Origin of the sequence: Novosphingopyxis baekryungensis DSM 16222 (assembly GCF_000420305.1) — a bacterium.
In the GTDB taxonomy this organism is placed as follows: domain Bacteria; phylum Pseudomonadota; class Alphaproteobacteria; order Sphingomonadales; family Sphingomonadaceae; genus Novosphingopyxis; species Novosphingopyxis baekryungensis.
Genome location: NZ_ATUR01000004.1, coordinates 255,045 through 278,418, shown reverse-complemented (window position 1 = coordinate 278,418; position 23,374 = coordinate 255,045). Strand labels below are relative to the sequence as shown.

Below are 23,374 nucleotides of genomic sequence, written 5' to 3'. Positions count from 1 at the left end.
CTGGTGCATGACAGGCCATGCGCATCACGAGCATCATGGCGCCTCGCTGACTCAGGAGGCGCAGACCACATTGGAAGCTGCCGGCGAGCAGTGGACCGACATGCGCGCGCTGATCTTCGACGTGCTCGCCACGTTCAAGACGCCAGCGTCCGCCTATGACATTGCCGAAAAGGTTTCCGCGCGGCGGGAAAAGCGGATTGCGCCCAACAGCGTGTATCGCATCCTCGATCTGTTCGTGGAAACCAATCTGGCCCAGCGGGTGGAAAGTGCGAATGCCTATGTGGCCAACAGCCACCCGGGCTGTGTGCATGACTGTATCTTCATGATCTGCGATAGATGCGGCGAAGTGACGCATGTCGACAATGATCGCATTGCCAATGGTGTGCGCGATACCGCCACCGCCAACGGCTTCACCCCCGATCGTCCCGTGATTGAAGTGCATGGAACATGCGCCGCCTGCGATTGAGCGGCGCCAATCGACTTGGACAATCCAAGCGTATAAGGTTGAGAGATGACTGAAAAAACACTGGCAGTGCGGCCGGAAACACCGCTTCTCGATATGGTCGATGTCCCTGCCGACCTGCGCAAGCTCAAGCCCGATCAGCTGCGGCAGCTCTGTGACGAACTGCGCGCGGAAATGATCGATGCGGTGTCCGTCACCGGCGGTCATCTGGGGGCGGGTCTCGGCGTGGTCGAGCTGACCGCGGCGATCCATTACGTGTTCAACACGCCGGACGACCGGCTGATCTTCGATGTCGGCCATCAATGCTATCCGCACAAGATTCTGACCGGACGCCGGGACCGTATCCGCACGCTGCGCCAGGCCGGCGGCCTCAGTGGTTTCACCAAGCGGTCCGAGAGCGAATATGATCCGTTCGGTGCGGCGCACAGCTCCACCTCGATCTCCGCCGCGCTGGGCTTTGCCGTGGCCAACAAGCTCAGCGAGCGGCCGGACAAGGCGATCGCGGTCATCGGCGATGGCGCGATGAGTGCGGGCATGGCGTATGAGGCGATGAACAACGCCGCGCAGGCGGGCAACCGGCTGATCGTGATCCTGAACGACAACGACATGTCGATCGCCCCGCCCGTCGGCGGGCTCAGCGCCTATCTGGCGCGGCTGATCTCCAGCAGCGAATATCTTGGGCTGCGCAGCCTGGCCAAGAAGATGAGTTCCAAGCTGTCCCGCCGCGTCCACAAGGGGCTTGCCCGCGCGGAGGAATATACGCGCGGCATGGTGACCGGCGGCACGCTGTTCGAGGAGCTGGGCTTCTATTATGTCGGCCCGATCGACGGCCATAATCTGGACCACCTCATCCCGGTGCTCGAGAATGTGCGCGATGCCGAAGAGGGGCCGATCCTGATCCATGTCGTGACGCAGAAGGGCAAGGGCTATGGCCCCGCCGAAGCGTCCGCCGACAAATATCACGGCGTGTCCAAATTCGACGTCGTGACCGGCAAGCAGGACAAGGGCAAGGGCGGCGGCCCTCCCACCTACACCAATGTCTTTGCCGATGCGCTGATCGCCGAAGCCACGGCGGACAAGCGCATTTGCGCGATTACCGGCGCAATGCCGGGCGGTACGGGCGTCGACAAATTCTCCGCCGCCTTTCCGGAGCGCAGCTTCGACGTGGGCATTGCCGAACAGCATGCGGTGACCTTTGCCGCCGGGCTGGCCGCGCAGGGCATGAAACCGTTCGCCGCCATCTATTCCACCTTTTTGCAGCGCGCCTATGATCAGGTGGTGCATGATGTGGCGATCCAGAATCTGCCGGTGCGCTTCGCCATCGACCGCGCCGGGCTTGTGGGGGATGACGGGCAGACCCATGCCGGATCGTTCGACATCGCCTATCTCGCCACCTTGCCGAACATGGTGGTGATGGCCGCGGCGGATGAGGCGGAGCTGGTCCATATGGTGCATACCGCCGCCGCCTATGACGACGGGCCGATTGCGTTCCGCTATCCGCGCGGCGCGGGCACCGGTGTGGCGCTGCCGGAAACGCCGGAGAAGCTGGAAATCGGCAAGGGACGCATCGTGCGCGAAGGCCGTCAGGTCGCGATTCTGTCGCTCGGCACCCGGCTGGCCGAAGCCATGAAGGCTGCCGACACGCTGGACGCCAAGGGCCTCAGCACCACGGTGGCCGATCTGCGCTTTGCCAAGCCGCTGGACAATGACCTGATCCGCAAGCTGATGAGCACGCATGAAGTGTGCATCACCATCGAGGAAGGCGCCGTCGGCGGGCTGGGCGCGCATGTGCTCACCATGGCCAGCGATGAAGGGCTCACCGATGCCGGGCTGAAGGTGCGGACCATGCGCCTGCCGGACGTGTTTCAGGATCAGGACAAGCCGGACCGGCAATATGCCGAAGCAGGTCTGATGGCGCCGGATATCGTGGACAAGGTGCTCAAGGCGCTGCGCCATAACAGCACCGATATCGAAGAGGCCGGTGCGCGGGCCTGATTGGCGCAACGGCCAAAAGCACGTTACGAAAAAGAAAAAGGCCTGCTGCGGAATGGCACCGCGGCAGGCCTTTTTCTTGTTTCTGAAAGGTCTCCCGCGCTGGAAGGCGGCGGGACCGCGCCATCAGTTTGGCGCGGGCGCCTCATTATACCCTTCGGGAACGGACGGCTGGCTGGCGTCCACGGGTGCGGCCTGACCGGCCGGCACGCCGACCTGTGCTTCCTGACCATTGCCTTCCGGCGCGGCGATGATGTCACGCGTGACCGAGCCCTTGTTGACCACATTGGTCTGCGGGTCGCCCACTTCGCTGCGAATACCGAGTTCGCTGTCGCCGGCCTGGTTGTTGATCGACTGCTCCACCACCGAGCGCGGGGCCGGGCCGCCGAACAGGGCATCGAGCACCTGCTCTTGATCGGTACCGGCCTGCACCGGGGCAGCACCGGGCTGCGGCGGCTCCAGCGAATAATCCGGCGGGATGATCAGCGGGGCCTGCCGCGAAACGGCAAATTCGTCGGGACGATCGCGGTCGAACAGACCGCCGCCGCCGCAGCCGGACAGGCCGCCGAGCAGCACCGCGCCGCCTAGGATCGCGAGCGATTTACGCATGGACATTCTCCGAATTTCGTTGGTCGGGCTTGTCGCGCATGAGCAGCGCACGGGCAAGCAATATCAGGACGCCGATGGTGATACAGGCATCGGCCAGATTGAAGATGAAGAAGGGGCGGATGCCACCGACATGGAAATCGGCATAATCCACGACATAGCCGAAGCGCGCCCGATCGATGATATTGCCGATCGCGCCGCCCAGGATCGCGCCAAGCGCCAGCACGTCGCCCAGCCGCCGCTCACGCCCCATCCAGACGAGCACGGCCAGCGCCAGCACGCCGGTCAGCGCCACCAGCATCCAGCGCTGCGCATCGGTGCCGGCCTGGAACATGCCCATCGACACGCCCTTGTTCTCCGCCCAGGTCAGGCTGAAAATGGGGAGCAGATAGATGGTGCCCTTGCTCTGCAGCGACAGCGGCACGATCATGGCATATTTCACCGCCTGATCGAGCAGGACGACCAGCGTGGCGAGCATTAGCCCATAAGTCTTGATGCGCGTCATGTGGCTTGCAAGCTCCGTCGTCCCTTGTTGCGGGCCACCCGATTGCACGAAAGGCGGCCAGCGTCCACTCCCCGTGCAGCGCGCCGCCTGAACGGCGGCCTAACCGGCGTCCTCACCAGCGGGGGCATCGGCCAGCAGTGCGCGGGCGCGGTCGCAGTCATTGGCCATCTGCTCTTTCAACGCTTCCAGATCGTCGAACTTCTGCTCGGGGCGGATGAAGGCATGCAGTTCCACGGCGATGGTCTGTCCGTACAGATCGGCGGAAAACTGGAAGAAATAGGGCTCCAGCAGCTCGACGGGCGGATCGAAACTGGGGCGTATGCCGATATTGGCCGCGCCTTCCAGCATGCGCCCGTCGGGCAGCCGCCCGCGCACCGCGTAAATGCCGTAGCGGGGGCGCAGATACTGGCCGAGCTCCAGATTGGCGGTGGGATAGCCCAGCTGCCGCCCGTTCTTGGCGCCATGCACCACCGGACCTTCGATGGCGAAGGGGCGCGTGAGCAGGCGGGCGGCCAGCTGCGGATCGCCCGCTTTCAGCGCCTCGCGGATGCGGGTGGACGATACCACCGCGCCGCCGCCCTGAACGGGGGAGACGATACGGCTGCGCAGGCCCAGATCCGCGCCGAGGGTGCCGAGGTCCGGCGCGCTACCTTCGCGGCCCTTGCCGAAGGTGAAATCCTCGCCGGTCACCACGCCCGATGCGCCCAGGCGGTCTGCCAGAAGATCGCGCACGAAACTTTGTGCGCTGGTGGCCGCCAGCTGCCGGTCGAACGCCAGCACCAGCATGGCATCCGCCCCTGCCGCGCCGAACAATCGCTGGCGCTGGTCCAGCGTCGTCAGGCGAAAGGGCGGGGTATCGGGCTTGAACAGGCGCACGGGGTGCGGATCGAAGGTGGCGATGATCGCCGGGCGGCCTTCTTCGCGCGCCCAGCGGATCGCCTCTCCGGCCACCGCCTGATGGCCCTGATGAAAGCCGTCGAAATTGCCGAGCGCGATGATCGCGCCGCGCATATGTTCGGGCAGCGGTGTGTCGATACCGAAACGGGCGATGCTGCTCATCGCGAAAGTCCTGACCGCGCCATCCACTTATTTCCGGACGAGCGTCACGAAATCGAAGGCGGGGCGGCCGCCCTCTGCGGGATGCGTCTCGCGCGCGGTCTCGGTCCACTCATCTGGGCCGAAAGCGGGCACGAAGGTATCGCCCTCCGGCTCGGCATGGATTTCGGTCAGCTCGATCCGGTCCGCCCGCGCGCGGAACAGCTTGAAAATCTCCGCTCCGCCGATCACCGCGACATGCGGGGCGTTGGCCAGCGCCAGCGCCTCTTCCACCGAATGCACCGTCTCGGCATCGTCGTCGCTCCACTCGGGATTGCGGGTCATCACGATATGGCGGCGGCCCGGCAGCGCGACGGGCAGGCTGTCGAACGTCTTGCGGCCCATGATCATCGGCTTGTCGCCGGTCTTCTGCTTGAAGTGGCGCAAGTCCGCCGGCAGGTGCCAGGGCATATCGCCATTGGCCCCGATCACGCCATTGGCCGCGCGGGCCAGAACGAAGATGATTTCAGGATGGTTCATCGCTTAGCGGCGCCTAACCCAGAGCATGTCAAAAATACAGCTTGGTGACATGGCCCATTTTCCGCCCCGGACGGGCATCGGCCTTGCCATAATGGTGCAAATGGGCGGCCTGATCGCCCAGGATCGCGGCGCTCTCGCCAATCTCGTCTCCGATCAGGTTGCTCATCTCGATGCGCCGTCCCACCGTGCCGCAATCGCCCAGCGGCAAACCGGCGATGGCGCGGATATGGTTTTCGAACTGGCTGGTGACCGCACCCTCGATGGTCCAGTGGCCGCTATTGTGCACGCGCGGCGCGCATTCGTTGAACAGCGGGCCGTCTGCGGTGGCAAAGAATTCGAACGTCAGCACGCCGATCGCGCCAAGCCTTTCGGCTGCGGTGCGCGCCAGATTGCGGGCCTCGGCCACCTGACCCTCGATCGCAGGACCGGCGGGCCAGATCGAGCGGCGCAGGATACCGTCCTCGTGAATATTGCGGGTGGAGTCCCAGAACCGGATTTCGCCGCTGGCCGCGCGCACCAGAATCACCGAAAACTCGGCATCGAAGGAGACAAAACCCTCCATCACCGCCGGACGCTGGCCGATCTTGCTCCAGCCGCGCCGCACGGCCTCGGCCGCATCGATGCGCGCCTGCCCTTTGCCGTCATAGCCCATACGGTCGGTTTTCAGGATGGCCGGGGCGCCGATCTGCTCCACCGCATCCTCCAGCGTGGTATCGTCCTCCACCCAGGCGAAGGGCGCGGTGCGTGCGCCCAGATCGCTGAAGAAATTCTTCTCCGCGATCCGGCTCTGCGCGATATCGAGCGCCGGGATGCCGGGGCGCACCATGTCTGCCAGCCCCAGGGCTTTCAGCGGGGCGGTCGGCACATTCTCGAATTCATAGGTCAGGACGTCGCAGGCATCGGCAAAGCGGCCAAGCGCGGCTTCATCCTCAAATGCGGCGGTGGTGCGCGTCTCGCACACATCGGCGGCCACGGCGCGGCCTTCCGGCGCATAGACATGGCAGCGATAACCGATCTGCGCGGCGGCCATCGCGAGCATGCGGCCCAGCTGACCGCCGCCCAGGATGCCGATGGTGGAACCGGGTGGCAGCGGCTGGATCATTGCGGTTCCTCGGCCACGCTGTCGGTTTGCGCCTTGCGGAACGCGTGCAGCTTTTCGGCAAGCGCCGGGTCCGTTGTCGCCAGCATGGCGGCCGCAAAAAGCGCGGCGTTCTTTGCCCCCGCTTCGCCAATGGCAAAGGTGGCCACGGGCACGCCGCCGGGCATCTGCACGATGGACAGCAGGCTATCCATGCCATCCAGCGCGCGCGACTGCACGGGCACGCCCAGCACCGGCAGCCGCGTCATCGCCGCCGCCATGCCCGGCAGATGCGCCGCGCCGCCCGCGCCGGCGATAATCGCCTGCAGTCCGCGGCTTTCGGCGGTTTTGGCATAATCATACAGCCGGTCCGGCGTGCGATGGGCGGACACGATGCGCACCTCATGCGCAATGCCCAGATTATCGAGAATATCGGCGGCGCACCGCATGGTCGGCCAGTCGGACTGGCTGCCCATGATGATACCGATAACTGGTCCCTCGCCCATATCCCGCCCGATCACGCTGCGTCAGTAGCCCGGTGCGATATCGAAGGGGCGGGCCAAGGGCAATGGGCAGAACCTGAGGATTTGCGCAAATGCATCGTTGCGTTCGAAACGCGGCAATCCAGCACGTGCGCGGCGTCAGGGCCGCCCCCGATTGCCGCGCCCCCTTCGGCGCCTCGCCATGACAAAGGCCTTACCGGTCCTTCAGATAATAGCGCTCCACCTCGGCCAGATCGTCGTCCAGCTCATAGATCATCGGTTGCCCGGTGGGGATTTCCAGGCCGGTGATCTCGTTATCGGGAATCTTGGACAGATGCTTGACGAGCGCGCGCAGGCTGTTGCCGTGCGCGCTGATCAGCACGGTCTTGCCCGCCTTCAGCTCGGGCGCGATGGTGCCGTTCCAATAGGGCAGCACGCGCTCGATGGTCAGCTTCAGGCTCTCGGTGGTCGGCACCGTGATGCCGGCATAGCGCGGATCGGACGACAGATCATATTCGCTGCCCGCCTCCAGTTCCGGCGGGGGGGTGTCGAAGCTGCGGCGCCAGATATGCACCTGCTCATCGCCATGCTTGTCGCGCGTTTCCTGCTTGTTGAGCCCGGTCAGCCCGCCATAATGGCGCTCGTTCAGCCGGTAATCCTTGATCTCCGGCAGCCACAAACGGTCCATCTCCTCCAGCGCCAGATGCAGCGTCTTGATTGCGCGGGACTGGAGCGAGGTGAAGCAGATGTCCGGCTCCAGCCCCTTTTCCAGCATCAACCGACCGGCGGCCCTGGCTTCCTCCACGCCCTTTTCGGTCACCTCCACGTCCCACCAGCCGGTGAACCGGTTCTGCAGATTCCATTCGGACTGGCCGTGGCGCAGCAGGATGAGTTTGGGCATGGGTACTCCTTAAGTTTTGCCCGCTTAATCTTATTAATCGGGGATCATGGTCGGAATTTATTTATAACGATTCGGCGGGCATTCCCACTGAAACAAGAAAGCTCCTGGCTGTTTCAGTAAGGTACTTCCTGAAGCCTTCCCAAGGAGCATAAACTTCTTGAACCCCAAAAACATGCGGAAAGCCACTTGCAACAGAAAGGCTAAATATAATCCCTCGTTCATTCAAATTATACTGACGAAGTGCATCCCACCCGCCGTCCTTAATAAGTTGTTCGATCCAACCTTGATCGGAAGGTTCAAACTCTCGCGCCTTGAGGTCAAGTGTAATATAATCAGCTAATGCTGATCGAGCATCTTCGCTATTATCAAACAATTCCTCAATGGCTAATATACCATTCTCCGGGCCTAAAATATTCAACGTCCGAACTGAGTGATTTGGGTGTATGGTCCCTGCATAATAATCACTGGCTAGCAATGTAAGAGAGACCAGCGTGCCTACCGTATGATACTCCCGCACCTCGAACTGGCCATAGCTACTGCTTCCTCTTTTCGCCCAATTTTTTTGGGACTGACTGAAAAAATAAAACTGTTGAAGCGCGTGAAATTCAGCTAAGCTATTTACGAACGACCAAAACTCTTCTTTAGAAGAGTACTGAATATACGACACGTATTTATCGCCGAACTCGTCGTTTTCTTCTTTTACTACCGTGTGCACCCCTTCTTCAGAAGTTGAGGATGTCGCTGCCACCTCAAGACTTTCAGGTGGGGATATGCCTTGTTGGTGAAAAGCGTTTACCAGGGACTTGGCCAAGTCCCTGGTAAAGCTCTCACTTTTGCTTTCGAGCCAATGAAACTTATCCAAGTCGTATTTAAGAATAACTTCTTCAGCTATAATAGGAACTATGAGATTTCTGCCATCAGGGAGGTCTTTTGACCGTTGTAGCGCTTCCCTAATTTCTCTTTGAATAACGCCTTGTCTATTAAAGGTTTCTGGCGCGCAAACGAGCAAAAACAGATTGCAGCTTTTTAAAGCTTGGGAGCGTCGATCGTCCCACGCATCGCCGCCGTGAAGGCTCTCTTTATCCCACCAGCAATTGACGCCAAGTGCTGTGACTAAGTTGTAAATGCTCTGCGTGAGTTCAAATCGCTCGCGGGGATAGGCAAGAAAGGCGAAAAACTCGTTCGGCATTAATCAGATTTCCTCGATCATCTCGGCCAGCACGGCGAGGCAGTCGTCGGCCAGCCGCACGCAGCGTTCGGGGCTCCAGCCATGGTCCTCATCGGGCAGGAACTGGTTGTCCTTGAACGGCATCTCCAGCGTCATCGATACGGCGCCGAAGCGCTGGGCGAGCTGATTGGTGCTCATCGACAGGTTGGCGGTGCCGGGCTTGGCCTTGGGATAGCCCAGCTCATGCTGGAAATCGGGGGTGCGCTTGGCCAGCAGCTGCTGATAGCGCGTGAACTTGCCGCCCAGCGCGTCGGTCCAGTCCTCGATCCCCTCGAAGCCGGCCAGGAACACCGCGGCAATCGCCTCGTCGCCATGCACGTCCATGGCAAAGTCCACGCCGGTCTCGTCCATCGCCTGCTTCACGCACAGCACTTCGGGGCTCTTGTCCTCGGTCGGCTCATGCCATTCGCGGTTCAGGTTCACGCCCTTGGAATTGGTGCGCAGATGGCCGAGCACGCTGCCATCCGGGTTCATGTTGGGCACGACATGGATGCGGCAGGTCTGGCGCAGCATGCGGGCATGCGGATCGGCGGGATCGGTCAGCTTGGCAAGCGCGCCTTCCATCCACCATTCGGCCATCGATTCGCCGGGATGCTGGCGCGCATAGAGCCACACCTGCTTGTCGCCATCGCCCATTGCCAGGCAATCGATCGGGCGGCCCTGTGCGGTGGTGCCCAGCTGGCGATAGCTGACGCCGTCATAGGACGCCGCCTCGGCCACCAGATTCTGATGCCGTTCATAGCTGTAGGGCGCAAAATAGGCGAACCAGGCGGTGCCGCTCTCACACGTCCAGTCTATGCTGAGCGTGCCGTTATCGGCATCCTTGTGCCAGCTGCTGGGTGCGCGCAGCCAGTCGACGCGATCTTCGGTCACCGCCGTGTTGTAATCCTGCCAGCCGCCGGGATAGGCGCTGCCATTGAGATCGGTGATGTTCAGTTGCAGTCTTGTGCCGGGCGCGCAAGACACGCGGAAATGAAACCACTGGTAGAATTCGGACGCATGGTCCTTGGCGATGCGCAGTTTTGCGCTGTCGCCGTCAATGGATTCCACGATGATGTTGCCGCTGTCGAAGGCGGAGGAGATGGATAAGGTCATTTGACCCTGATAGTCTCTCCGCTGTTGCCGGGAAACCCTTGGAAAAGCGCAGCGGCCAATTTGCGTGAGATCACGCCAAGCTGCGCCGCCTCGCTCGTCGCGCCGGTTTCCTGCTCTGCGCGGCCTTCCCAGATCACCAGATTATCGGATGCGCGCAGGATGCGGGCATCCAGCTCTGTCACCACGCGTGTGTCGTTTCCGCCGCCCAGCAGGCGGGTCAGATCGAGCCCGACACCCAGCCCGACTCCGCTGCCGCCATAGCGCCCGGTCGATCCGCCCGCGCCGGCACCGACCGATACGCCGCTGCCCCGATTCGCCAGCTGCGCTGCCGTGCCGCGCTGGGCGGTGACCTGCGCGCGATATTGGCCGCCCGATTCGACCACGCTGTATCCAAGGCTGGCAAGCTCCGCCGCGACAGCGTCATAATAGGCCCGCGCCTCGATACTTTGCGGATCGAGCATCGAGCCGGGCAGGGGAGCTACCGAGATGGTGCCGCGCGCTACCGGCACGGCTTCGGCACGGTGGAAGCGCGTCACTTCGACAGGGCCGGCAGGCGTCATGCACCCGGCCAGGCCAGCGGTGGTGGAGGCGGCAAGCAGGACGGGAGCCAGAATACGCGGCTGGAATCGAAACATGGAAGAATTCCTCTGGAAAGAGCGGCATTTCATAGGGTATGGGGAGCCAACGTCTGTGCCGCTGCCTTGGTTGCGGTGCTTGACTTTGGCCGGGTGCCTACTTAGGTGCGCGCCTTCCGAATTCGACATTTCCTCCTGACCAAAGAAGCATCAGCCATGAAGATCCGCAACTCGCTGAAGTCGCTCAAGGGCCGTCATCGCGACAATCGCGTGATCCGCCGCCGTGGGCGCGTCTATGTCATCAACAAGACCAACCGCCGCTTCAAGGCCCGCCAGGGCTGATTCGGCGTTCGGGCCAATTTGGCCCGTGCCTGTTAGATAGAATATCAGGTCACCCCGGAGCTGCTTCGGGGTGACTTTTTTCGTGTCCGGGACCGTTTCATGATCCACCCCAGCATCGCCATTTTCGACGTCGGCCATGTCTTGTTCGAATGGGATCCGCGTTTCCTGTTCGAAAAACTGATCGCCGATCCGGACGAGCTCGACTGGTTTCTGTCCAATGTCGTGACCAAGGACTGGCATTTCGAGGCGGATGCGGGCCGCCCGCTGGCGACGATGCTGGAAGAGCGAATCGCGCAATTTCCAGACCATGAAGCGCTGATTCGTGCCTACGCCCAGCGCTGGAACGAAACGGTGCCCGGCCCCGTGCCCGGCAGTCACGATCTGGTCCGTGCGCTGCATGACCGCGCTGTGCCGCTCTATGCGATCACCAATTTCGGGCATGAATTCTGGGCCGGTTTCCGCCCCGAACAGCCGATTTTCGACCTGTTCGAAGACATACTGGTGTCCGGGACCGAAAAGATGATGAAGCCCGATGCCGCGATCTATGCGCTGGCGATCAAGCGATTCGATGTCGATCCGGCGCAGTGCCTGTTCATCGACGACCGAATCGAGAATGTGCGCGGGGCCGAGGCGGCCGGCATGCACGGCCATGTGTTTCAGGATGCGGAAACGCTGCAGGCCGAGCTGGAACGGACGGCGTTGCTATAGCTGTCCCTTGACCGTGGATGGCCGCACCCCGGGCCCGTCGAGGGACGGCTCTCGATTCGGTGCCATGCCTTGCCGAGAAACGCCCTGCGACAAACCCAGGGCTTCCGGATTTCGGTAAAGGCTCACCGCCCTTTCAGCTCATCGCCTTTCAGCGTCACCACATGCAGCAAATTGGTGCTGCCGGGCGTGCCGAAGGGAACGCCGGCGATCACGATCAGCCGTTCGCCCGCGCCGCCGAAGCCGTGGCGCAGCGCCATGCGCTTGGATTTGGCGATCATCTCCTCGAAATCGCCGACATCGCGGGTGACTACGGCATAGGCCCCCCAGAGCAGGCCGACGCGGCGTGCCGTTTCGCGCTGCGGGGTGAGCACCAGCAGCGGCGCGGAGGGCCGCTCACGCGCGATGCGCCGCGCGGTAGAGCCGGAAAAGGTGAAGCAGGCGATGGCCGAGACCGAGATGGTATCGGCAATGCTGCTCGATGACGCGGCGATGGCGTCCGATGTGGTCGAATCGGGCCGCGTCTCGGTATAATGCACGCGGCCGGCATAGCCTGGATCGCTCTCCACGCTGGTGGCGATGCGGTCCATGATCGACACCGCCTCCTCCGAATATTCGCCCACCGCCGTCTCGGCGGAAAGCATGATGGCGTCCGCGCCGTCATAGACCGCGGTGGCCACGTCCGAGACTTCGGCGCGAGTCGGCGTGGGCGCGGTAATCATCGATTCGAGCATCTGCGTGGCCACCACCACCGGCTTGCCCATGGCGCGCGCGGTGGCGACGATGTGCTTTTGCAAGGTCGGCACGGCCTCGGGCGGCAGTTCGACGCCCAGATCGCCACGCGCGACCATCACGCCATCGGACAGTTCGAGGATTTCCTCCAGACGCGTGCAGGCCGATGGCTTCTCGATCTTGGCGAGCAAGGCCGCGCGCTTGCCGATCAGGCGGCGGGCCTCGGCGACATCCTCCGGCCGCTGGACGAAGCTCAAGGCGATCCAGTCCGCCCCCTGGTCCAGCGCATAGGCCAGATCGCTGCGGTCCTTCTCGGTCAACGCACTCATCGGGATGGCAACGTCGGGCACGTTCACGCCCTTGCGGTTCGAGAGCGGACCGCCGACTTCCACGCGCGTCTCGATCCGGTCCGGCCCCGCTTCGGTGATGCGCAGCGCGATCTTGCCGTCGTCGAGCAGCAGCCGGTCGCCCGCCGACAGCGCATCGAAGATTTCCTTGTGCGGCAGCGTCACGCGCGATTGCGTACCCGCCTCGTCTTTGCGATCCAGCGTGAAGGCAGCGCCTTCTTTCAGCTCTATCTTGCCGGTCGCAAAGGTGCCGATGCGCAGCTTCGGGCCCTGCAGATCGGCCAGGATCGTGGTTGGTCGACCGGTCTTTTCTTCCAGCGCACGGATATGATCGAACAGCTTTTTCTTATCTTCCTGCGCGCCATGGCTCATATTGATGCGGAAGGCGTCGGCCCCCGCGCGGTGCAATTTCTCGATCGCTTCGGCGCTTTCGCTGGCCGGGCCAAGCGTGGCGAGGATTCGGATCTTGCGGGTGCGCGGTTTGGAATAGTCGGTCATCAGGGCTCCTCGGCGCGTGGCATGTTGCGGCTGCCATGCTTGCCGACAAGGGCTTAGCGGCTTAGCATGACGGACCCAAGAAATTCCGGGCCGCCCGACCGGCCAGCCCTCTCATGAACAGGTATGAACAGCCATGACCGACGCTACCAGCACGCCCCCTTCTGCGCCCGGCGAGGCCGTGCTCGCCGCCACCATGCAGCGATTGCTCACCCATCTGCGCCATCGCACCGATGTGCAGAATGTCGATATCATGGGCACCGCCGGTTTCTGCCGCAATTGCCTGGCCGACTGGCTGATGGAAGCGGACGGATCGATGACCAGGGAACAGGCGCGCACCTATGTCTATGGCATGCCCTATGGCGATTATAAGGATGCGCATCAGACGCCCGCGAGCGAGGCGCAGCTGGCAGCGATGAAGGAAAGCGTGGCGAAGAACGCCGACGCTGGCTAGGCACAGCGCTTCGCGATTCGGGCCAGTCGGCCTGAACGCTCAATCTCCATCATCGTTCGCCCCGAGCGAAGTCGAGTGGGCTATCCGGATGGCACCGCGCCGGATCGATAGATGCCTCGACAGCGCTTGGCACGAACGGGACCATAACGAAAAGGATCGATCCATGGCCGAAGAAGAAGCCACCACCACCGACCAGCAGCTGCGCCTGTTCATCGAGCGTGTCGAGCGCATGGAAGAAGAGAAAAAGGGTATCAGCGACGATATCCGCGACATCTATTCCGAGGCCAAGAGCCAGGGCTATGACGTCAAGATCATGCGCCAGATCGTGCGCCTCAGGAAGCTGAAGCCCGAAGAGCGAAAGGAAATGGAAATGTTGATCGAGACCTACAAGGCGGCGCTCGGCATCGGCTGATTCCATGGTGCGCTGCTCGGCCCGAACATGGGGGAGGGGCGGGCGCCATGCTGCCTGTCGAAAAGCCAGGGCCTCTCATGCGATGAGGCTGGTCAGCTGATGGTGCCCGCTTCTATTCCGGGCAGCATTCGTACAACAGGAACAGGAGCCCGCGCCATGATCATCACCACCACGCCCACCATCGAAGGCAAACCGGTCGCCGAATATTATGGCGTGGTGACCGGAGAAGTGATCATCGGCGCGAATATCTTTCGCGATCTGTTCGCCAATATCAGCGATATCGTCGGCGGGCGGTCGGGTTCCTATGAAAAGGCGCTCGGCGGCGCGCGCGAAGAGGCGTTCGAGGAGCTGGAAGAGAAAGCGGCCAAGCGCGGGGCCAATGCCGTGGTGGGCGTCGATATCGATTATGAGGTGATCGGCCAGAACGGCTCGATGCTGATGGTCAGCGTGTCCGGCACGGCGGTGCGGATCTAGCCATATCTGCGGCGCTGCGCCTGTTCTCCCGTATCGCCCGCATGGTGCGTCGCCTTTGCAGGATCATGTCCCCGTCCGCTCGCCCGGCTTGCGCGGCGGGCCTGCCCTGACCTAAAGGACAGGCACATCATTCAAGTGAAGGAAACAGGCCATGGCAGGCCATAGCAAATTCAAGAACATCATGCATCGCAAGGGCGCGCAGGACAAGAAGCGCTCGGCCATGTTCAGCAAGCTCAGCCGCGAAATCACCGTCGCGGCCAAGATGGGCATGCCCGATCCGGACATGAACCCGCGCCTGCGTGCCGCCGTGCAGGCCGCCAAGGCGCAGTCGATGCCCAAGGACAATATCCAGCGCGCGATCGACAAGGCCACCGCCAATGAAGGCGATGATTATGAAGAAATCCGCTATGAAGGCTATGGCCCCGGCGGCGTGGCGATCATCGTCGAGGCGCTGACCGACAACCGCAACCGCACCGCCACCAATGTGCGCACCGCTTTCTCGAAAAACGGCGGCAATCTGGGTGCCTCCGGCTCGGTTGCACATGGGTTCGAACGGCTGGGGCTGATTGTCTATCCCGCTGCGATCGGTGGCGAGGAAAAGGTGCTCGAAGCGGCCATGGAAGCGGGCGCGGACGATATCCAGTCCGGCAAGGAAGAGCATGAGATCTGGACCGCAGGCGACGATCTGCATGAGGTTGCCGGCGCGCTGGAAAAGTCGCTGGGCGAGGCGGAGACGGTCAAGCTGGCCTGGAAGCCCAATCTGATGGTCGATGTGGCCGAAAGCGATGCCGATACGCTGTTCCGCCTCCTCGATGCACTGGATGACGATGATGACGTGCAGACCGTCTGGGGCAATTACGACGTCTCGGACGAGATCATGGAAAAGCTCGGTCAGGACGCCTGAACCGGGCTTCTCCGCCGCCTCCAATGGTTAACTGCATTGCAGGCCTGGCCCATAGCGCCTAGCCTTTGCCCTTATTGCAGCGGGGCGGGCGCAGGCATGGCAGATCACACACAATTCAGGGCAGCGGCCAGAGACGGTTCCGGGGAGGCGGTCCCCGGACCGGTGCCGGGCATTTTGCTCGGCGGCCGGGCGGGGCGCGAAAAGAAGCGGGAATATCTGCTGCTGTCGCTGACCCGCTGGCCCGGTGTGGTGCTCGCGGTGGCATGGCTCATCGTTTACGGCGCCGGCTGGGTGGAGTGGAGCGCGTTCTTCGCCTTTTACGTGCTCAACATGATGGGCGTGACCATCGGCTATCATCGCTATTTCACGCATAATTGCTTCAAGACCAGCAAGCCGATGCGCTATGCGCTGGGCATCATGGCGCAGCTGGCGGGCATGGCCTCGGTCCGTAAATGGGTGATCGATCACCGGCGCCACCACGCCCGCACCGATCAGCCCGGCGATCCGCACAGCCCCTATTTCGACAGCGAGGGACGCCCGGCCAGCGGCGGCAAGGCGCTGTTTCGCGCCCATATGGGCTGGTTCTTCGATGCCAGCACAACGGACGAGGCGCTCTATGGCAAGGGGCTGGACGACGCGGTGCTGCGCTTCACCCACCGGACCCGCTGGTTCTGGTATTATTTCAGCATTTTCGCGCTGCCGGCCCTCTGGGCCATCGCCTTTGCCGGGTTTGACGGACGCGTGATTGCCGGCACCATCTTGATCGGCGGGTTCCTGCGCATCAACGCGGTGCTGCATGCCGAACTCAGCCTCAACAGCTTCGGCCACAGCCGTGGTTATCAGCTGAAGAGCGGCGGCGGGCAATCGCGCAACAACTGGCTGCTGGCCATCCTGACGCTGGGCGATGGCTGGCATAACAACCATCATCACCATCCTCGCTCGGCTTCCTGCAAGATCCGCTGGTGGGAGTTCGATTTCTGCGGCTGGACGGTCGATGTCTGGGAAAAGCTCGGGCTGGTCTGGGATGTGCAGCGCGCGCCGCGCTATGCCCGGGACGACCATGGAACGCTGGCTCCGGTCAGGTCCTGATCGCGGCATGATCATATTGGGGCTGGACCCCGGCCTGGGGATCACGGGCTGGGGCGTCATACGCGCGCAGGGCAACCGCCTGACGCATATCGCCAATGGCCAGGTAAAGACCACCGCCAGCGCGCCCATGGCAGCGCGCCTCCTCGAACTGGACGCGGCGCTGGCCAGGGTCCTCGCCGAATATCGGCCGGAGGCTGCCGCGGTCGAGGAAGTGTTCGTCAACGCCAATCCGCAATCGACCCTGAAGCTGGGGCAGGCCCGCGGCGTGGTGCTGCTTGCGGCAGCCAAGGCGGGGGTCGAGATTGGCGAATATGCCGCGCGTCTGGTGAAGAAGAGCGTTGTCGGGACAGGGGGGGCGGACAAGAAGCAGGTTCAGGCCATGCTCAAGCTGTTGCTGCCCGGCGTCGCGCTGGCCGGGGCCGATGCCGCCGACGCCCTGGCCGTGGCGATCACCCATGCCCATCATCGCTGACGCAGCTTGCGCCGATTACAGAGTAGCGGCCAAGGTTGCCGACCCGTTTGCCTGAAAGATCCTGTTGATGTCGACTCTGCGTATATGGCACATCCGGCTCGGCTGGTTGATCGCCGTCCCGCTGTTGTTCTGGACCGCCAGCGGGCTGTTCATGGTCGCCAACCCCATCGAAAAGGTGCGCGGAGAGGATCTGCGGGCACAGCTGGCGCCGCTTCCGCCCATCGTGCCGGTAGCGCCCATGCTAGAGGGGCGGGCGGTGGAGGAGTTGCGCCTCATCCGCGCGGGCGATGCGCCGATGTGGATCATTGCCTATAAAGACGGTGGCCGCCGCCGGGCGTCCGTCAACGATGGCGCGCTGCTGCCACCGGTGAGCGCCGTCGAAGCGGGCGAGATCGCGACGATCATGCGCGCCGGTGGCGGGACCATCGCGGCCTTGCGCCGGAGCGATGCCGATCATCCGCCGCTGGATCTGCGCCGCGACCGACCGGCGTGGCAGGTCGCCTTCGATGATGGCGCGCGCTTCTATATCGACGCCGATACCGGAGAGCTTCTGGCGGTCCGCACAAGGCTCTGGCGCTGGTTCGATCTGGCCTGGGGGCTGCACATCATGGATCTGGAGGGGCGGGAAGATATCAACCATCCCCTCCTGATAGGCTTTGCCGCGCTTGCCCTTGGCGGCACCCTCATCGGCACCGTGCTGATGTTCCGCCGTCGAAAACGGAAACCAGCGCCAGCGGCGGTCAGCTGAAAGCGCAGGCCATGCTGGCGCTCAAAGCCAGCGCGCCAGCAGAGCGGCCCATCCGCCGCGATCCAGCGCGCTCTGAGTGCCGCGCGGCACCATCAGATCGCATTCCATACAGCGCGCCTGCACACCGGTGGTGCCGACCAGCTCCTGCGCGGTCGCGGCGGCCTGCAACATGGTCAGGCGCTGGCGCATGGCCGCATGGCCGAACAGGTCGAGCCGCACCGTCTTGGCATCGTCGTCGCGGCTCATGGCCAGCAACAGTTCGGTGAAGGGGTCGACCGGCTCTTCGATGGTGCGGATATGGAAATCGTCCTCACCCAGCTTGGCCCGCTTGGCCGCTTCCGCAATCGCTTCATCCAGCCCGCCCAGGCGATCGACCAGACCCAGCTGCCGCGCGGTGCCGCCCGCCCAGACCCGGCCCTGGCCGATGGCGTCCACCTGCTGCACGGTCATGTTCCGCGATTTGGCCACCCGCGTCAGGAAATCGCGATAGCCATTTTCGATGGTCGATTGCGCCACCCGGTTGAACGTCTCGTTCGGGCCGGCGAAAACATCCGGCTCGCCAGACAGCGGCGTGGTCTTCACACCATCGGCATTGACGCCCAGCTTGCCCAGCGCCTCTTCGAAGCTGGGAATGATGCCGAAGATACCGATCGACCCGGTGATCGTGTCCGGCTCGGCAAAGATCGCGTCGGCAGGCGTCGAGATCCAGTAGCCGCCGCTGGCCGCGAGATTGGCCATGGAGACCACGACCGGCAGGCCCTTGTCCTTGGCCGCCTGGATGGCGAGGCGGATCTGCTCCGATGCCAGAACCGAGCCACCGGGGGAATCGACCCGCACGACCAGCGCCTTCAGATCGTCCTCGGCCAGCGCATTATAGATAAGCTTGGAAACGGTTTCGCCGCCCGCGGTGCCGGGGCCGGCCTCGCCATCGGTAATCGTGCCCGCCACGGTGATGAGGCCGATTGCCTCGCCTTCGTCGCTCAGTTCGTTCGCGTCCAGCCAGTCGTCATAATCGATCTGGGCAAAGCTGCCGGGGGTCTCGTCCAGCCCCTGGCCCACCTTCTCGGCAATATAATCGCCGAACTGCGTGCGCGAGCCCAGCTTGTCGACCAGACCGTCGCGCAGTGCCAGCTGGGCAAGATTGCCGTTGGCGGATTCCACCGCATCGGCAGGCTGATCGATGATGTTCTGCAGGCGTGCCTTGGGGCGTGCCTTGGTCACTTCTGCCTGCCAGTCGCCCCAGATTTCCTGCAGCAATGCATTCAGCGCTTCCTTGGCAGGCTCCGATGCCTGATTGCCCGTAAAGGGTTCGACCGCGCTCTTGTACGTGCCGACGCGATAGACATTGGCCTTGATGCCATATTTGTCGAGCGCATCGCCGAAATACAGGTTGCTGCCACCTGGGCCGGCGACGATTGCACCGCCCATGGGATCGATCCAGATCTCGCTGGCATGGGCGGCAAGCTGATAGCCGTCATTGGCATAGGCCGTGGCATAAGCATATACCGGCTTGTTGGCTTTCCTGACATCGTCGAGCGCGCGGCCGATCGTGGCCAGCGATGCCTGGCCGCCGCCGGCAAAGCCATCGAGGTCCAGCACGACAGCCTTCACCTTGGCATCGTCCTTGGCCGCTTCCAGCGCGTGCACAAGATCGCGCACGGCAAATTCGCGCATCACCGGTCCATCGGCAAACAACGCCCCGAACGGATCGGGCGCGGCGGGCTGTTCGGCAATGGTGCCCTGCAGTTTGAGCATCAGCGCGCCGTCCCTGATCGTCGTCGCATTGGGGCGCGCGCTCAGGATCGCGAACAGCAGGCCGAAGAACATCAGCAGAAGCAGTAGCGCCAGCCCATCCTTGATGCCGACGAGTATTTTCCAGGCGCCTTTGACGAAGCTCATGCGAGTCCTTTGGAAGCTATATGTTTGAAAATTCTATTGCCATCCGGTGCATAGATGGCACCGCGCACAAGGCCATGGCCTTTCGATCAGCGGGCCATCCCAGCCGACAGACAGAAGCGCAGGCCGCTTATGGCCGTCATGATCGCGACGGGCGTCTTGGTCGTGACGGGCGTCATGATGGCAACGGCAGGGCGACCGATGGCGGACATGAAAAGGGGCCACCTGCGCCTTTGGCGACGGGCGGCCCCAGAACATGGTCAGCGGTCGGAAGTGTCCGCTGCCGGAAGCTGTGCTTATTCTAACGCTTGTAATTATCGGCGCTGTTGGCCTTTGCGTTAGCGCGTGGTCCTCCGAACGGAATTAGCCGACCCCTTTACTGAACCATGAGACATCGGATCACCTCCTTTCGCTTGTTGAAACTCGATTATGGTGTGCATTGTTCTGCCCTCCACATCTCGCAAGGTGAGTCATTCGCGGCCTGGAAACAAGGCTTGAAATTTCTTTTTTTCGGGGCGATCATGTTCGTCTGTGTCGCGCCGCGAGTTTGCGGCGCTTTTTTATTGCCCGGCGCATCCGTTGCTTCGAACGCCGCCGTCTTGTCGGGAGGCTTCGAGCAATCGGTTAGCCCGCAATTGGTTTTCGGCCAGTCACCCAGCCGCCAGCCATCATCCAGACAGTGATCGAGCAGGCTTTGATCGTGCAGGCAGTCAGGCGCGGCAGTCCTCGACCACGCGCGCAATTTCGGGCCAGCTGGGCACGATCAGCGGTGCGCCGCCGCCCTCCACCAGAAAACGGCCGCGGCTGTAGATCATCCGGTCCAGGATCATGTCCGTCGGCGACAGCGCAATGCCGACATAGGGCGGAACGCCGCCGGTCGGCTGGGCCGTGAAGCCTTGCAGCCCCGATGTGGTGCGGATGGTGAGAGGGGTCGGCGCGCTGGCGCTGCCGGCCCGGGTCAGGAACATCCGCCGCGCCGGCAGTTCGCAGCGCAGGGTCAGCAGCGCATCCTGATTTGGCTCGCCGAACAGCGCCAAGGTGCCGCGTTCGTCGCGGCGATAGATCCACTGGCCGGGCGTCGCCGTCCATTCGGTCCACTCTCCGGTGGGTTTGGGCGCGGATGTGGGGGAAGACACCGGTGCCGGTGCCGGTGCCGGGGCAGGAGCGGTGGCGGCCGGTGCCGGTTCGCGTTCCGGCGCAACGCAGCAGGACAAGGTGAGCGTGAGAGCGGCCAGAGGCGCGAGACGCAGGGCGGTGGCAGGACGGAAACGCAACATGGCGCTACTTATGGCATCCGGCGCGAATGGGGGCTAGGCCGATGCGCATCATGGCTGCAAAAAAGATACGTCTCGATCAATTGCTGGTGGACCGCGCCGAAGCGGAGAGCCGCACGCGGGCGCAGGCGCTGATCATGGCTGGCCTGGTCTATATCGGGGAGGTCAAGGCGCTGAAGCCCGGTCAGCAGGTTGCCCCCGATGCCGCGATCGACGTGCGCGGGCGCGACCACCCCTGGGTCTCGCGCGGCGGCATCAAGCTGGCGCACGGGCTGGACCGGTTTGCCATCAATCCGGACGGTGGCGTGGCGATGGACGTCGGCAGCTCCACCGGCGGCTTTACCGATGTGCTGCTGAGCCGCGGCGCGGTGCGCGTCTATGCCGTGGATAGCGGCACCAATCAGCTGGCCTGGAAAATCCGGCAGGACCCGCGTGTGGTGGTGCATGAGCAGACCAGCGCGCGTATTCTGACGGCGGAGCATATCCCGGAACCGGTCGATCTCATCGTATGCGACGCCAGCTTCATCGCGCTGGCCAAGGTGCTGGAGGTGCCGCTGCGCTTTGCCCGGCCCGGCGCCGGTCTGGTGGCGCTGATCAAGCCGCAGTTCGAGGCGGCGCGCGGCGAGGTGGGCAAGGGCGGCGTGGTGCGCGATGCGGCGGTGCATCAAAGGGTTTGCGACGCGGTGGCGCAATGGGTTGCCGGACAGGGCTGGACCGTGATCGGGATCGATCGCAGCCCCATCACCGGGCCCAGCGGCAATGTGGAATTTCTGATCGCCGCCCGGCTGGAAGGCGAACCGGACGGATCGTCCCACGCCGGGGCAGCGGCAAGAGCTTGTGGATAATTATAAAAGGCCCGGCTAAGGCCAGGTTCGGCCCGGAACTTCTCGACGTGAAAGAGCCGTATTTATGAGTGAACTGGCATCCCCATCGCAGCTGCGCATGTCGCTGTTTCGCTGGTCTTTGTTGACGATCCCGCTCCTCATGCTTCTGGGCTGGCTATCCGGCATGGTTGCCGGCTCCGGTGAGGATAATGCATGGTTCTCAGCGCTTAACCGCCCGGCCGCCCAGCCTCCCGGTTATGTCTTCGGGATTGTCTGGCCGATCCTGTATTTCATGCAGGGTCTGGCGCTGGCGATGATCCTGAACGCGCGCCGCGCCCGGCTGCGTTGGGCCGCCGTGGGGCTGTTCGCCCTGCAATTGATCTGCAATCTCGTCTGGTCGCCCTTGTTCTTCGGCATGCATCAGGTGACCACGGCCTTTTACTGGATCCTCCTCATCCTGCTGCTGGCACTTGGCACCACCTTTTTGTTCGGGCGGGTTCGGACGCTGGCGGCCTGGCTGATGGTGCCCTATCTCGCCTGGCTATGCTTTGCCGCGGTGCTGAATTTTCAGATCGACCGGATGAACCCGGACGCCGAAACCCTTTACGCGCCTGCTGCGCGTACCCAGATATAGGCGCATAAGTTTAGGCTGGCCCGCCATCAGGGCTCCAAGATCACATGAAGGACCCGCCATGCAGAGCGAAAACCGTATCGTCGACGACCTTGTCAAATTTGTAAACGGCATGGCCGGCACGGTGGCCGGCATGGGCCGCGAGGCGGAGGCCTCCTTCAAGGAGCGCACCCGTGAATTTGTCGGCGGCATGGACTTTGTCAGCCGGGAAGAATTCGACGCGGTGAAAGCCATGGCGGCCAAAGCCCGGGAAGAAGTGGAAGCGCTCAAGGCCCGGCTCGATGCCATGGAAGCCGGGCGTCCGGGCGCCGGTGCGGCACAGGGCACGGACAAGCCTGCGCCATCCGAGCCGTTGAAGAACGCGCCGGACGGCCTGTAGGCCGCCACCCTTTTCCACAGAGGGTCCCCAGTCCAAATCGGGGCCGCCTGTAAATCTCCTTGCCCCAAAGCGATGGCGGGGCCAGATTCGGCATGCTTACCAAAGCCGAAAAGGGGCAGCCATGCACGGGCATGACGAAGATATCAGTGACATGGACGATGGCGATGCACCCGCCGTCGACATGTTTGCCGCCCTGTTCGAAGCGCGTGGCTGGGCTTGCGAAATGTCTGGCGACGATGAGCTGGCAGCCGAAGTAAAGGGCAGCTGGACCAGCTATCAGCTGCGCGTGATCGCCCGCGAGGACGACAATGTGGTCCAGCTTCTGGTGCTGCCGGACATCACCGTGCCGGACAATCTGCGCGCATCGATGTATGAGGCGATCGGGCTGATCAACGAGCAGCTCTGGCTCGGCCATTTCGATCTGTGGTCTTCCAACGGCATGCTGCTGATGCGGCATGGAGCGCTATTGGGGCCCAACGGCATGCTGGGCGTGGACCAGGCGCAGATGCTGATCGATGCCGCGATCGACGAATGCGAGCGCTTCTATCCGGTGTTCCAGTTCATCATCTGGGGCGGCAAGACGCCGCAGGAGGCGATCGACGCCGCGTTGATCGATACGGCGGGCGAAGCCTGAGCTGCGCTGCCGGGGCCGTATTGCGACAAAACGGAACTTTGCCGCTCTAGAAAACAGCAATG

General features: G+C 63.1%; 29 protein-coding genes. 15 read left to right on the top strand and 14 right to left on the bottom strand.

Annotated elements, in window-relative coordinates; genetic code table 11:
• The first annotated feature begins 7 nt into the window (after positions 1-7).
• Entirely contained in the window at positions 8-466 is a 459-nt protein-coding gene (locus G410_RS0108300; RefSeq protein WP_022673189.1) for a Fur family transcriptional regulator, read from the top strand.
• A gap of 45 nt (positions 467-511) precedes the next feature.
• Positions 512-2,458: a 1-deoxy-D-xylulose-5-phosphate synthase gene (gene dxs, locus G410_RS0108295; RefSeq protein WP_022673188.1), complete on the top strand. Its 1,947-nt coding sequence runs from the start codon at positions 512-514 to the stop codon at positions 2,456-2,458.
• Between the two features lie 123 nt (positions 2,459-2,581).
• Here the strand turns inward: dxs and G410_RS16120 are convergent, their stop codons facing one another.
• The 10 genes from G410_RS16120 to G410_RS0108245 form a co-directional block, all read right to left on the bottom strand.
• Positions 2,582-3,064 (bottom strand): DUF3035 domain-containing protein, encoded by a 483-nt coding sequence (locus tag G410_RS16120; RefSeq protein ID WP_022673187.1) that lies wholly within the window; start codon positions 3,062-3,064, stop codon positions 2,582-2,584.
• Entirely contained in the window at positions 3,057-3,566 is a 510-nt protein-coding gene (gene lspA / locus G410_RS0108285) for a signal peptidase II (RefSeq protein ID WP_022673186.1), read from the bottom strand. The genes G410_RS16120 and lspA overlap by 8 nt, the downstream gene beginning before the upstream one ends.
• A 99-nt stretch (positions 3,567-3,665) precedes the next feature.
• A complete protein-coding gene (locus G410_RS0108280) occupies positions 3,666-4,625 on the bottom strand; it encodes a bifunctional riboflavin kinase/FAD synthetase (RefSeq protein WP_022673185.1) in 960 nt (319 codons plus the stop codon).
• A gap of 27 nt (positions 4,626-4,652) precedes the next feature.
• Positions 4,653-5,141 carry a dihydrofolate reductase gene (locus tag G410_RS0108275; RefSeq protein WP_022673184.1) on the bottom strand — a complete coding sequence of 163 codons (489 nt, stop codon included), beginning with the start codon at positions 5,139-5,141 and terminating at the stop codon, positions 4,653-4,655.
• 28 nt (positions 5,142-5,169) lie between these two features.
• The gene (locus tag G410_RS0108270) at positions 5,170-6,240 is read right to left on the bottom strand and encodes a 5-(carboxyamino)imidazole ribonucleotide synthase (RefSeq protein WP_028971234.1); all 1,071 of its coding nucleotides are present in this window, start codon (positions 6,238-6,240) and stop codon (positions 5,170-5,172) included.
• The gene (purE, locus tag G410_RS0108265) at positions 6,240-6,725 is read right to left on the bottom strand and encodes a 5-(carboxyamino)imidazole ribonucleotide mutase (protein WP_022673182.1); all 486 of its coding nucleotides are present in this window, start codon (positions 6,723-6,725) and stop codon (positions 6,240-6,242) included. Before purE ends, G410_RS0108270 begins: the two co-directional genes overlap by 1 nt.
• Positions 6,726-6,915: 190 nt before the next feature.
• Positions 6,916-7,602, bottom strand: a complete 687-nt coding sequence (gene gpmA, locus G410_RS0108260; protein WP_022673181.1) for a 2,3-diphosphoglycerate-dependent phosphoglycerate mutase — start codon at positions 7,600-7,602, stop codon at positions 6,916-6,918.
• Between the two features lie 61 nt (positions 7,603-7,663).
• Entirely contained in the window at positions 7,664-8,791 is a 1,128-nt protein-coding gene (locus tag G410_RS0108255; RefSeq protein WP_022673180.1) for a toll/interleukin-1 receptor domain-containing protein, read from the bottom strand.
• 3 nt (positions 8,792-8,794) lie between these two features.
• The gene (locus G410_RS0108250) at positions 8,795-9,925 is read right to left on the bottom strand and encodes a M14 family metallopeptidase (RefSeq protein ID WP_022673179.1); all 1,131 of its coding nucleotides are present in this window, start codon (positions 9,923-9,925) and stop codon (positions 8,795-8,797) included.
• Positions 9,922-10,560, bottom strand: a complete 639-nt coding sequence (locus tag G410_RS0108245) for a DUF4136 domain-containing protein (RefSeq protein WP_022673178.1) — start codon at positions 10,558-10,560, stop codon at positions 9,922-9,924. Before G410_RS0108245 ends, G410_RS0108250 begins: the two co-directional genes overlap by 4 nt.
• Before the next feature lie 156 nt (positions 10,561-10,716).
• Here G410_RS0108245 and ykgO point away from each other — a divergent pair, with 156 nt between their 5' ends.
• Positions 10,717-10,842 carry a type B 50S ribosomal protein L36 gene (gene ykgO, locus G410_RS0108240; RefSeq protein ID WP_022673177.1) on the top strand — a complete coding sequence of 42 codons (126 nt, stop codon included), beginning with the start codon at positions 10,717-10,719 and terminating at the stop codon, positions 10,840-10,842.
• 99 nt (positions 10,843-10,941) lie between these two features.
• Complete coding sequence (locus G410_RS0108235; protein ID WP_022673176.1) at positions 10,942-11,550, top strand: HAD family hydrolase; 609 nt, start codon at positions 10,942-10,944, stop codon at positions 11,548-11,550.
• A 122-nt stretch (positions 11,551-11,672) separates the two neighbouring features.
• Here the strand turns inward: G410_RS0108235 and pyk are convergent, their stop codons facing one another.
• Positions 11,673-13,124: a pyruvate kinase gene (gene pyk / locus G410_RS0108230; protein WP_022673175.1), complete on the bottom strand. Its 1,452-nt coding sequence runs from the start codon at positions 13,122-13,124 to the stop codon at positions 11,673-11,675.
• A gap of 133 nt (positions 13,125-13,257) precedes the next feature.
• On the opposite strand from pyk, the gene G410_RS0108225 reads away from it, so the two are divergent.
• From G410_RS0108225 to G410_RS0108195, 7 genes are all read left to right on the top strand, one after another.
• Positions 13,258-13,575: a DUF1244 domain-containing protein gene (locus G410_RS0108225; protein ID WP_022673174.1), complete on the top strand. Its 318-nt coding sequence runs from the start codon at positions 13,258-13,260 to the stop codon at positions 13,573-13,575.
• A gap of 163 nt (positions 13,576-13,738) precedes the next feature.
• Positions 13,739-13,987, top strand: coding sequence for a DUF2312 domain-containing protein (locus G410_RS0108220; RefSeq protein ID WP_028971231.1), 249 nt, complete (start codon positions 13,739-13,741; stop codon positions 13,985-13,987).
• Positions 13,988-14,143: 156 nt separating this feature from the next.
• Entirely contained in the window at positions 14,144-14,461 is a 318-nt protein-coding gene (locus tag G410_RS0108215) for a heavy metal-binding domain-containing protein (protein WP_022673172.1), read from the top strand.
• Positions 14,462-14,612: 151 nt separating this feature from the next.
• Positions 14,613-15,365 (top strand): YebC/PmpR family DNA-binding transcriptional regulator, encoded by a 753-nt coding sequence (locus tag G410_RS0108210; protein WP_022673171.1) that lies wholly within the window; start codon positions 14,613-14,615, stop codon positions 15,363-15,365.
• 96 nt (positions 15,366-15,461) lie between these two features.
• A complete protein-coding gene (locus tag G410_RS0108205; protein ID WP_084489069.1) occupies positions 15,462-16,454 on the top strand; it encodes an acyl-CoA desaturase in 993 nt (330 codons plus the stop codon).
• Positions 16,455-16,461: 7 nt separating this feature from the next.
• Positions 16,462-16,926, top strand: a complete 465-nt coding sequence (gene ruvC / locus G410_RS0108200) for a crossover junction endodeoxyribonuclease RuvC (protein ID WP_022673169.1) — start codon at positions 16,462-16,464, stop codon at positions 16,924-16,926.
• A 67-nt stretch (positions 16,927-16,993) separates the two neighbouring features.
• Positions 16,994-17,674: a PepSY domain-containing protein gene (locus G410_RS0108195; RefSeq protein ID WP_022673168.1), complete on the top strand. Its 681-nt coding sequence runs from the start codon at positions 16,994-16,996 to the stop codon at positions 17,672-17,674.
• 21 nt (positions 17,675-17,695) lie between these two features.
• Here G410_RS0108195 and sppA read toward each other — a convergent pair whose 3' ends face one another.
• The 3 genes from sppA to G410_RS0108180 form a co-directional block, all read right to left on the bottom strand.
• Positions 17,696-19,573, bottom strand: coding sequence for a signal peptide peptidase SppA (gene sppA, locus G410_RS0108190; RefSeq protein WP_022673167.1), 1,878 nt, complete (start codon positions 19,571-19,573; stop codon positions 17,696-17,698).
• An 86-nt stretch (positions 19,574-19,659) separates the two neighbouring features.
• A complete protein-coding gene (locus G410_RS18385) occupies positions 19,660-19,782 on the bottom strand; it encodes a hypothetical protein (RefSeq protein ID WP_022673166.1) in 123 nt (40 codons plus the stop codon).
• Between the two features lie 498 nt (positions 19,783-20,280).
• The gene (locus G410_RS0108180; RefSeq protein ID WP_022673165.1) at positions 20,281-20,847 is read right to left on the bottom strand and encodes a hypothetical protein; all 567 of its coding nucleotides are present in this window, start codon (positions 20,845-20,847) and stop codon (positions 20,281-20,283) included.
• 50 nt (positions 20,848-20,897) lie between these two features.
• Between G410_RS0108180 and G410_RS16115 the strand changes: the two genes are divergently transcribed.
• The 4 genes from G410_RS16115 to G410_RS0108160 all read left to right on the top strand — a co-directional run bounded on the left by G410_RS16115 (position 20,898) and on the right by G410_RS0108160 (position 23,312).
• A complete protein-coding gene (locus G410_RS16115; protein ID WP_051137259.1) occupies positions 20,898-21,689 on the top strand; it encodes a TlyA family RNA methyltransferase in 792 nt (263 codons plus the stop codon).
• 64 nt (positions 21,690-21,753) lie between these two features.
• Positions 21,754-22,302, top strand: coding sequence for a TspO/MBR family protein (locus G410_RS0108170; RefSeq protein WP_022673163.1), 549 nt, complete (start codon positions 21,754-21,756; stop codon positions 22,300-22,302).
• A 58-nt stretch (positions 22,303-22,360) separates the two neighbouring features.
• Positions 22,361-22,678, top strand: a complete 318-nt coding sequence (locus G410_RS0108165) for an accessory factor UbiK family protein (RefSeq protein WP_022673162.1) — start codon at positions 22,361-22,363, stop codon at positions 22,676-22,678.
• A gap of 121 nt (positions 22,679-22,799) precedes the next feature.
• Entirely contained in the window at positions 22,800-23,312 is a 513-nt protein-coding gene (locus G410_RS0108160) for a type III secretion system chaperone family protein (protein WP_022673161.1), read from the top strand.
• The last annotated feature ends 62 nt before the right edge of the window (positions 23,313-23,374 follow it).

Bases quoted from the DNA above. Each gene is read 5' to 3' on its own strand.
- G410_RS0108300 (WP_022673189.1), top strand. From the start codon at position 8: ATGACAGGCCATGCGCATCACGAGCATCATGGCGCCTCGCTGACTCAG.
- dxs (WP_022673188.1), top strand. From the start codon at position 512: ATGACTGAAAAAACACTGGCAGTGCGGCCGGAAACACCGCTTCTCGAT.
- G410_RS16120 (WP_022673187.1), bottom strand. From the start codon at position 3,064: ATGCGTAAATCGCTCGCGATCCTAGGCGGCGCGGTGCTGCTCGGCGGC.
- lspA (WP_022673186.1), bottom strand. From the start codon at position 3,566: ATGACGCGCATCAAGACTTATGGGCTAATGCTCGCCACGCTGGTCGTC.
- G410_RS0108280 (WP_022673185.1), bottom strand. From the start codon at position 4,625: ATGAGCAGCATCGCCCGTTTCGGTATCGACACACCGCTGCCCGAACAT.
- G410_RS0108275 (WP_022673184.1), bottom strand. From the start codon at position 5,141: ATGAACCATCCTGAAATCATCTTCGTTCTGGCCCGCGCGGCCAATGGC.
- purE (WP_022673182.1), bottom strand. From the start codon at position 6,725: ATGGGCGAGGGACCAGTTATCGGTATCATCATGGGCAGCCAGTCCGAC.
- gpmA (WP_022673181.1), bottom strand. From the start codon at position 7,602: ATGCCCAAACTCATCCTGCTGCGCCACGGCCAGTCCGAATGGAATCTG.
- G410_RS0108255 (WP_022673180.1), bottom strand. From the start codon at position 8,791: ATGCCGAACGAGTTTTTCGCCTTTCTTGCCTATCCCCGCGAGCGATTT.
- G410_RS0108250 (WP_022673179.1), bottom strand. From the start codon at position 9,925: ATGACCTTATCCATCTCCTCCGCCTTCGACAGCGGCAACATCATCGTG.
- G410_RS0108245 (WP_022673178.1), bottom strand. From the start codon at position 10,560: ATGTTTCGATTCCAGCCGCGTATTCTGGCTCCCGTCCTGCTTGCCGCC.
- ykgO (WP_022673177.1), top strand. From the start codon at position 10,717: ATGAAGATCCGCAACTCGCTGAAGTCGCTCAAGGGCCGTCATCGCGAC.
- G410_RS0108235 (WP_022673176.1), top strand. From the start codon at position 10,942: ATGATCCACCCCAGCATCGCCATTTTCGACGTCGGCCATGTCTTGTTC.
- pyk (WP_022673175.1), bottom strand. From the start codon at position 13,124: ATGACCGACTATTCCAAACCGCGCACCCGCAAGATCCGAATCCTCGCC.
- G410_RS0108225 (WP_022673174.1), top strand. From the start codon at position 13,258: ATGACCGACGCTACCAGCACGCCCCCTTCTGCGCCCGGCGAGGCCGTG.
- G410_RS0108220 (WP_028971231.1), top strand. From the start codon at position 13,739: ATGGCCGAAGAAGAAGCCACCACCACCGACCAGCAGCTGCGCCTGTTC.
- G410_RS0108215 (WP_022673172.1), top strand. From the start codon at position 14,144: ATGATCATCACCACCACGCCCACCATCGAAGGCAAACCGGTCGCCGAA.
- G410_RS0108210 (WP_022673171.1), top strand. From the start codon at position 14,613: ATGGCAGGCCATAGCAAATTCAAGAACATCATGCATCGCAAGGGCGCG.
- G410_RS0108205 (WP_084489069.1), top strand. From the start codon at position 15,462: ATGGCAGATCACACACAATTCAGGGCAGCGGCCAGAGACGGTTCCGGG.
- ruvC (WP_022673169.1), top strand. From the start codon at position 16,462: ATGATCATATTGGGGCTGGACCCCGGCCTGGGGATCACGGGCTGGGGC.
- G410_RS0108195 (WP_022673168.1), top strand. From the start codon at position 16,994: ATGTCGACTCTGCGTATATGGCACATCCGGCTCGGCTGGTTGATCGCC.
- sppA (WP_022673167.1), bottom strand. From the start codon at position 19,573: ATGAGCTTCGTCAAAGGCGCCTGGAAAATACTCGTCGGCATCAAGGAT.
- G410_RS18385 (WP_022673166.1), bottom strand. From the start codon at position 19,782: ATGTCCGCCATCGGTCGCCCTGCCGTTGCCATCATGACGCCCGTCACG.
- G410_RS0108180 (WP_022673165.1), bottom strand. From the start codon at position 20,847: ATGTTGCGTTTCCGTCCTGCCACCGCCCTGCGTCTCGCGCCTCTGGCC.
- G410_RS16115 (WP_051137259.1), top strand. From the start codon at position 20,898: ATGGCTGCAAAAAAGATACGTCTCGATCAATTGCTGGTGGACCGCGCC.
- G410_RS0108170 (WP_022673163.1), top strand. From the start codon at position 21,754: ATGAGTGAACTGGCATCCCCATCGCAGCTGCGCATGTCGCTGTTTCGC.
- G410_RS0108165 (WP_022673162.1), top strand. From the start codon at position 22,361: ATGCAGAGCGAAAACCGTATCGTCGACGACCTTGTCAAATTTGTAAAC.
- G410_RS0108160 (WP_022673161.1), top strand. From the start codon at position 22,800: ATGCACGGGCATGACGAAGATATCAGTGACATGGACGATGGCGATGCA.